Source organism: Staphylococcus sp. AC872 (assembly GCF_979255425.1).
Map to the genome: position 1 here is coordinate 1 of NZ_CEEDKW010000082.1, position 244 is coordinate 244.

Genomic DNA, 244 nt, shown 5'->3' on the forward strand with positions numbered 1-244 from the left:
GTCTAAGTCTTCAGGAATTTTCTTTTGTTCCATACGGTTTACTTTTTCAACTTGTTGTAATGATTTATTGATATAACCTTCATATTTTGTTTGAATTTCAACTTGTTCTTCAAATTCTGAAGGTAATTGATGATCTTCTTCCAAGATTTCTAATATCGTATCATATGTCATTTAAGGTCTACGTAATAAATCGATAGCTAATATACCATCTTTAAGTTTAGAACCACCATTTTCTTCGATCACT

The 244-nt window shown here is 29.1% G+C and carries 1 pseudogene; it reads right to left on the reverse strand.

Annotation, left to right across the window (positions count from 1 at the left end):
* A pseudogene (locus ACZ267_RS13010) lies at positions 1–244 on the reverse strand (tRNA uridine-5-carboxymethylaminomethyl(34) synthesis enzyme MnmG); the annotation flags it as partial.